A 7,073-nucleotide genomic window follows, 5' to 3' on the forward strand; every position below is an offset into this window, starting at 1 on the left:
CTTGAACGATGCTACTCGTGAGGGAATGTTCGTAACGGATAACTATATTACCAATAACCAAGTTAAATCCCTCTTGTGTACGCCGATCGTCCATCAAGCAAAACTCGTCGGTATCCTGTACCTGGAAAACAATCTTACAAAAAGTGCCTTTACTCCGGACAGATTGGAAATATTAAAAATCCTTTCTTCTCAAGCAGCGATTTCTCTGGGGCTAGCTCAAGCAGTAAACGAAGTACAAGACACGGTAGCGTATCTGAGAGCCATCATTAACAATATTGCCGATGGCTTGTTAGTGACAGATACCTATGGAAATATCGCTCATGTCAATCCCGCTTTGTTATCAATGTTCCGTCTGGAAAATACCAAAGTCATCGGCAAAGACTGCCAAGAAATATTCAACAGTAAAATAGCAGAACTATTAGACCAAACCAAGGAATCTCCGAACGAAGTTTTGACCGCAGAGGTAGAACTGGCAAATGGGAAAATAGGCAAAGCGGTGGCTACTACCATATCCAAAAAATATTCTAATTCTGAATTGACAATTACCGATCGCCTGGGCTCGGTAACCATTATCCGGGATATCACCCAAGAAAAAGAAATTGACCGCATGAAAACGGATTTCATCTCGACAGTATCCCACGAATTGCGGACACCGCTTACCTCAGTGCTGGGCTTTGCCAAACTGATTCTCAAAAAAATAGACGATGCCATTTTACCAGTCGTTCCAGAAGACGATCGCAAAGCGCAAAGAGCGTTCAAGCAAGTCAACCAAAACATCAACATCATCATCTCAGAAGGCGAACGACTGACAACTTTAATTAACGATGTCTTGGATATCGCCAAAATGGAAGCAGGCAAAATAGAGTGGAATATGCAGCCAACTTCAGTAGCGGAAATCATCGAGCGTGCGCTCGCATCCACATCTTCGCTATTTGAAGCCAAAGGAATAGCACTCCACAAAAACATCCCCACCGAATTGCCAGCAGTGACAGGCGATCGCGATCGCTTACTACAAGTATTAATCAATCTGCTTTCTAATTCTGTAAAATTTACAGAAAAAGGCGCTTGTACAGTCAAAGCAATTCCGCAAAGCGAGGCAATTATTGTCAGTGTCATCGATACAGGGATCGGAATTGCTCCAGAAGATTTACACAAGGTATTTGAGAAGTTTCAGCAGGTAGGCGATACCCTCACAGACAAACCGAAAGGCAGCGGTTTGGGACTGCCAATTTGCAAGCAAATCGTTGAGCATCACGGCGGCACAATTTGGGTAGAAAGTCAACTGGGTCGGGGAAGTAATTTCTCATTTACCCTACCGATTGTTAACGCGGCTATGGCTCAGCCAGACAAGATATCGATCGACATTTTGGTAAAGCAACTGAAAGAAAGCTTTGTCCAAACAGCAACTTCTACCTCTTTCGATCGCAAAACTATTCTGGTCGTCGATGATGATGAGAACATTCGCGCCCTTCTCAGGCAGCAACTAGAACCAGAAGGTTATCAAATCAGAGAAGCTAAAGATGGAGTAGATGCGATTAATAGAGTAAAACAAGAAAAACCAGACCTAATTATTCTAGATGTGATGATGCCTCAAATCAATGGTTTTGATGTAGCTGCTGTGTTGAAAAACGACCCGCAGACCCAGAACATTCCGATTATCATTGTATCGATCTTTGAAGATAAACAACGAGGTTATCTTCTGGGGATAGACCGCTATTTGCAAAAGCCGATCGATGCCGAATCTCTGCTCAGCAATATCGATACACTGATCTCTCAGGGTTCCTCGAAAAAGAAAGTTCTGGTCGTCGATGAAGATGCCTCCGCAGTAAAAACCCTCTCCGAGGTGTTAATTTCCAAAGGATACACCGTTGTCGAGGCATCTAACAGCCAGGATGGCATTGAAAAGGCACTAGCAGTACAACCAGATATGATTATTGTTGATGGCGGATTTTCAGAGCAACACAATCTCATCAAAACTTTGCGGTTTGAGAAGGGCATGGAAAATGTTTTCTTTCTTTTATTAGCGGACGAACAAAACGAAAGCCCCGAACACATTTAAAAATTTTAAATGGTGAACTTGAAGAAAAAAAAATTAATTTTTGCTCCAAAATCCAAGTGGTATCCCGATCTTAGCCATCGCGCTAACCGCGAATTCAGGCTCAAACCAGTGCGAAATACACCTAAATTATACTTAATCCCCTGCTTCCGCTTTTTGACCCTGACTCTCAAGGCACGAGCTACATAACGGAAGCCCACTTGTGCGGACTAAAGAATAAGGGCGATAATCAAGCTGGATTTGATATTATACCAAATCCGGGTCTGCTACCCCCTTTTTCAGCCTCAATGTTGCTCCAACTCGTACTGCCCACTTTCCCGCGCTCCGTTCGGCTGACGCGAGCGTCAGCCCGCTCCCTCACTCCTACGGGGGTAATCGAAGCCGATTTGGTATTATGTCTGTTGGTTGGCGTTTACCGGACTCATTTGCACTGAAAAAGTGTAGGCATCACCCAGAAATAGGCTCTTAAGAAAAAATCAAATTTATTCAGTATAGAGGTCACTTTTATGAGCAAAAAAATATTGATTGTCGATGATGAGCCTCACATTAGAGTTCTCATGGAACAAACCCTAGAAGATCTGGAAGACAAAGGGGTAGAACTGTTGATGGCAGACAACGGCGAAAAAGCCCTAGAAACCATCAAAAGAGAAAAACCTCAACTTGTATTTCTGGATGTGATGATGCCTAAAATGAGTGGTTTTGAAGTATGTAACGCTGTCAAAAAAGAATTGGGGATGTATGAGGTTTATATTGTTATGTTGACAGCGAAAGGACAGGAGTTCGATAAACAAAAAGGAAATGATGCAGGTGCAGATTTGTATATGACAAAGCCTTTCGATCCGGATGAAGTCCTGGAAAAATCTATAGAAATTCTGGGTCTCTAATCAGACTATTTAATGGCATTTTGAACAATTAACTTAGCTATGAATTCTCGGTTGAGGATGCAAAGTAGCCAGCACATTACTTTCCACGATCGCCAATTCCTCCAATCTCTGCATCACAGTTTCCCGATCGAAATAAGTATCTGCCAAAATCCAATAAATCCCGAAGTGACGGGCCTCCGAAGCCATCAAACCGCGATAAAATTGGGCTAACTCCCGATCGGGACAGGCATCGGCTAACAAACCCAGCCGTTCGTGACTGCGAGCCTCTATCAAACCGCAGACCAGCAAAGTATCCAACAAGCGCATCGGTTCATCGCGGCGAATCTCCGAGTTGAGAGTAGCACCGTAGGGAGGCGCTGGCAGTGGGCCAAGCGGAATACCCCGCCGTTCCAGCCACTGGTTGACCAGCTCGAAGTGTTCCAATTCCTCGCGAGCGATCGCAGTCAGCATCCGCACCAACTTGGTATTAGAAGGATACCGAAACATCAAATTTATTGCCACCCCAGCCGCCTTGCGCTCGCAGTGCGAGTGATCCAGCAAAATCGTATCCAGGTTGGCTAGAGCTTGTACAACCCATTCCCATCTCGTGGGTTGCTTGAGCGCGTTAATAGTCGTTAGCATAAAAAATTACCACAAGCACTTTTTTTGCCGATCGGCTGCATAATTAAGTTAGCAGGATGCTGACGGCATTTGCTAACTTTCCAGTTCATCAATCAGCCAGTGCAGGCTCTATATAAATTCTTACCGACTATTTTGCAACAGAAAGCCGAATGAGCGAAACTACCAACCGTCGCATCATTATCGGTGATGTTCACGGTCATTACAACGGCCTCATGACCTTATTAGAGGCGATCGCACCAGGCGAAGACGATCGAGTCTATTTCTTAGGAGACTTAATCGATCGTGGCCCACAAAGTTTTCACGTTGTCGAGTTTGTCAGCACAAACTCCTATCCATGTTTGCTGGGAAACCACGAGCAACTATTGCTCGACAGCTTCGCCAACGGAAAACCACAAGCTCACATACTGCAAGTCTGGCTCTACAGTGGCGGTAACGCCACGATCGCCAGTTACCCAGAATCCCGCATCCCATCAGAACACATAGACTGGTTGCGGATGCTACCACCTTATCTAGATTTGGGCGATCTCTGGCTAGTTCATGCAGGCGTCCATCCCCAGATGCCCATTACAGAGCAAAACGCCGACCAATTTTGTTGGATTCGGGACGAATTTCACTCTATACCCAAACCTTACTTCCCCGATAAACTAATCATTACAGGTCATACCATCACTTTTACCCTACCGAACATCTCCCCTGGAAAAATTGCCCAAGGACAGGGTTGGTTAGATATCGACACAGGCGCATATCATCGCAAAAGTGGTTGGTTGACCGGATTAGATATCACCAACAAGCTTGTCTATCAAGTCAATGTGTTTGACGGCTCAATTCGCACTTTACCGCTACAAGAAGCAGTAGCAAAGGTTGAACCACAGCAAATACTTGCCCGTCACTAGCTCAAAATCGGGTTTCTTGAAGAAACCCGATTTTTTTAATAATTGCGAGATCGCAGCAGCGCTCGAATATTTGTTCGATATTCAGTCTCGTCCAAACCATCGCCCACATTAGCCCTAGCTGGATCGATCGCCCGCTCTAAAGCCACAATGCGATCCTTCGGAGCTGGATGAGTGCTTAAAAAGCTCGGAGGCGAAGGTTGACCGAGCAGTTTTTCCATAAATCCCACTATTCCCGATTCAGCGTAGCCCGCTTGCCTGATATTTCGCAATCCCCTTTGGTCGGCTTCCAATTCATCCTTACGACTTTGAGGACGGTTAACTGCCAAATCCACGCCCAGCCTTACCATAGTATTGCGGTTCAGTCCAGCCGCTGTAGCGAGTCCGCGTTCGATCGCCACCTGACGCATCTGTTCGATCGAATGGCGGCTAGCAATGTGACCGATTTCGTGACCCAAAACGCTCGCTAGTTGGGCTTCATTATCTGCCGCCACCAGCAATCCCGTGGTAACGTAGACAAATCCCCCCATCGTGGCAAAAGCATTGATGCTATTGTCTCTGACCACCTGAAACCTGTAAGGAATATTGGGGCGATCGCTCACAGATGCCAAACGCTGTCCCACCCGATCGACATACTCCGCAATTTGCGAATTCCGATAAAGCTGAAACTGACTCGACAGTAACTGTGTATTAATCTGCCCCCCAATCTGGACTTCCTGCCGATCCGATATTTTAGATAGCTGTATAATTTGAATTCCCTGCAAAATTAAATCTTGCAACGGCAGTGCTTTGGTGGCTGGAAGTGCAGTCACCCATAGGGTCAGCGCCACGAGCGCAGAAAGTAACGGATAATACCAGCGCCCACGGAAACGAGCGAAAAATATCGACTTGACGTTCAACATAGCAGAGCAATCTCAAAAAAACTGAAAGTGAAAACCTTTCCGGAAGAAGGTTCGGTACAAGAAGTTTATAAGACAGACGCATTTTGAGTAGTTCAAGTTGCGATCTGAGTTTTTGCGATCGCAGTTGAGTTCTACCATATTGCACATCAGTCATTTTCTGAACTCCCCCGCTCACCCCTGGCTGTTCAATTTGTCATTAAATTTCTACAATAATTGGCTGGCAGGTATTTCTCACTAAACCCCTTTCTCAATTAGCAACGGAAAATTCTCATGAAAAAGATTTTAGACTCTCAAGGTCGCTTGTTAGGCAAACTCAGCATCCTGGACGTGGGTGCAGCTATAGTGATTCTGCTCGTTATTGTAGGTATCTTTTTCTTTCCCGGTACTTCCGGTTCCGTGGCTCAATTGGGAGTAGCGACAAGACCCGTCGAAGTTGATGTCGTTGTCAGGGGTTTGAGCATTCGTAACCCCCAAGAGTTAATCAAGCAGTTTCAGACCAAAAAGAAAACCAATATCATTATCCGCAATCAACCATACGGTCAGGTTGACATCAAAGCCGTCAAAGAACTGCCCAGAACTGTAGTCGTTCCCCAACCCGATGGTTCCGTCAAAGCACTTCCCGATCCGAGAAAGGATACTTTTAGCACCGATATGGTAATTACTTTAACTGGCAAAGCCCAAATTACTAACAACGGCCCCGTTCTCGGCAACAATAAAATCAAAGTCGGTATGCCGATCGAATTGGAAGGCTTCGATTATGATTTCAACTCCAGCGTTATCGATGTACGGATCAAAAGTTAATTTGGCAACACTAGGGTGGGCTTTTGCCCACCCTATCGGCTAGCTGAGTTCTTTCAAAAATCGCCGAATCAAACCGATTGTCACCGCAGGCAATTCCAGCTGAGGCGTCAACCCGACATCTTCCAAATGTTGAAAAAATCGGATGGCTGAGGGATTCAAACTTGCCAAGCGCTGCCCTATTTCTGGCCCCGTAAACTGAGACTGTTTGCCCCAAATAAACGCGGTGGGTGCAGTTAACTGGGAAATGTACAAGGACAGATCGAAGCTCAAATCGCCCCGCACAAACGAAAGTGCCGCATATTCAGCATTTTCTGCCAAAGCCGATTCCAGGTATGCTTCCACAATCTCATCGTAGACCCGACGAGCATCGGCAAATTGACGCTGCTCTAAAAATGTCCTAATACCTTTGGGGTTGGCAACTCCGGTACTGTAGATGATGCGATCGAGAATCGGTACGCTTACCAGCTGGGCAAAGAAGCTACTGGCATAATTTTCCCCAAAATCCGCCAGACCTGCGGGAGTAGTCAGAATTAGGCACTTGAATAATTCCGGGCGGTTGATGGCTATCCTGATGGTAAAAGCAGCTGTCAGAGAAGACGCAATTACAGGCACAGGCCCATTGCAAGTTTGCTCGATAAACTCTGCGATCGTCGTCAGGTAATCCTCAATCCGGTAATTGCGAGCTGGATGGTTCGACTTACCCCAACCGATTAAATCCGGTGCCAAAATACGGTATTCCGTAGCAAAAGCGGGATATACCTTAGACCACTCGTAGGCAGATGACCCGCCACCAAAGCCGTGCAAGAATACCAAAGTAGGCAGTTCTTCTGCACCAGTAGCATCCTGACGCCCCCATAATTCCCCTTGGGCTGTGTAATATACCATTCTGCCGAGGGAGGTCATCACCGATAGTTGTTCA

General features: G+C 45.9%; 7 protein-coding genes. 4 read left to right on the forward strand and 3 right to left on the reverse strand.

Annotated elements, in window-relative coordinates; all coding sequences use genetic code 11:
* Both H6S82_RS12675 and H6S82_RS12680 read left to right on the forward strand, forming a co-directional pair.
* Positions 1-2,059 (forward strand): response regulator (locus H6S82_RS12675; protein WP_199317883.1); only part of this gene is annotated, 2,059 nt, incomplete at its 5' end.
* Positions 2,060-2,562: 503 nt separating this feature from the next.
* Positions 2,563-2,940 carry a response regulator gene (locus H6S82_RS12680; RefSeq protein WP_190464633.1) on the forward strand — a complete coding sequence of 126 codons (378 nt, stop codon included), beginning with the start codon at positions 2,563-2,565 and terminating at the stop codon, positions 2,938-2,940.
* A gap of 33 nt (positions 2,941-2,973) precedes the next feature.
* On the opposite strand, the gene miaE is transcribed toward H6S82_RS12680, so the two are convergent.
* The gene (gene miaE / locus H6S82_RS12685) at positions 2,974-3,561 is read right to left on the reverse strand and encodes a tRNA isopentenyl-2-thiomethyl-A-37 hydroxylase MiaE (RefSeq protein ID WP_190464634.1); all 588 of its coding nucleotides are present in this window, start codon (positions 3,559-3,561) and stop codon (positions 2,974-2,976) included.
* Between the two features lie 149 nt (positions 3,562-3,710).
* Here miaE and H6S82_RS12690 point away from each other — a divergent pair, with 149 nt between their 5' ends.
* Positions 3,711-4,454 (forward strand): metallophosphoesterase family protein, encoded by a 744-nt coding sequence (locus H6S82_RS12690; protein WP_190464635.1) that lies wholly within the window; start codon positions 3,711-3,713, stop codon positions 4,452-4,454.
* 35 nt (positions 4,455-4,489) lie between these two features.
* Here the strand turns inward: H6S82_RS12690 and H6S82_RS12695 are convergent, their stop codons facing one another.
* Positions 4,490-5,353, reverse strand: coding sequence for a M48 family metallopeptidase (locus H6S82_RS12695; RefSeq protein ID WP_190464636.1), 864 nt, complete (start codon positions 5,351-5,353; stop codon positions 4,490-4,492).
* 270 nt (positions 5,354-5,623) lie between these two features.
* On the opposite strand from H6S82_RS12695, the gene H6S82_RS12700 reads away from it, so the two are divergent.
* Entirely contained in the window at positions 5,624-6,154 is a 531-nt protein-coding gene (locus H6S82_RS12700) for a DUF4330 domain-containing protein (protein ID WP_190464637.1), read from the forward strand.
* A 39-nt stretch (positions 6,155-6,193) separates the two neighbouring features.
* On the opposite strand, the gene H6S82_RS12705 is transcribed toward H6S82_RS12700, so the two are convergent.
* Positions 6,194-7,073 (reverse strand): alpha/beta hydrolase (locus H6S82_RS12705; protein WP_191056279.1); only part of this gene is annotated, 880 nt, incomplete at its 5' end.

Source organism: Planktothrix sp. FACHB-1355, assembly GCF_014748295.1.
In the GTDB taxonomy this organism is placed as follows: Bacteria; Cyanobacteriota; Cyanobacteriia; order Cyanobacteriales; family Aerosakkonemataceae; genus Aerosakkonema; species Aerosakkonema funiforme_A.

Coding starts and splice junctions, on each gene's coding strand:
- H6S82_RS12680 (WP_190464633.1), top strand. CDS start 2,563: ATGAGCAAAAAAATATTGATTGTCGATGATGAGCCTCACATTAGAGTT.
- miaE (WP_190464634.1), bottom strand. CDS start 3,561: ATGCTAACGACTATTAACGCGCTCAAGCAACCCACGAGATGGGAATGG.
- H6S82_RS12690 (WP_190464635.1), top strand. CDS start 3,711: ATGAGCGAAACTACCAACCGTCGCATCATTATCGGTGATGTTCACGGT.
- H6S82_RS12695 (WP_190464636.1), bottom strand. CDS start 5,353: ATGTTGAACGTCAAGTCGATATTTTTCGCTCGTTTCCGTGGGCGCTGG.
- H6S82_RS12700 (WP_190464637.1), top strand. CDS start 5,624: ATGAAAAAGATTTTAGACTCTCAAGGTCGCTTGTTAGGCAAACTCAGC.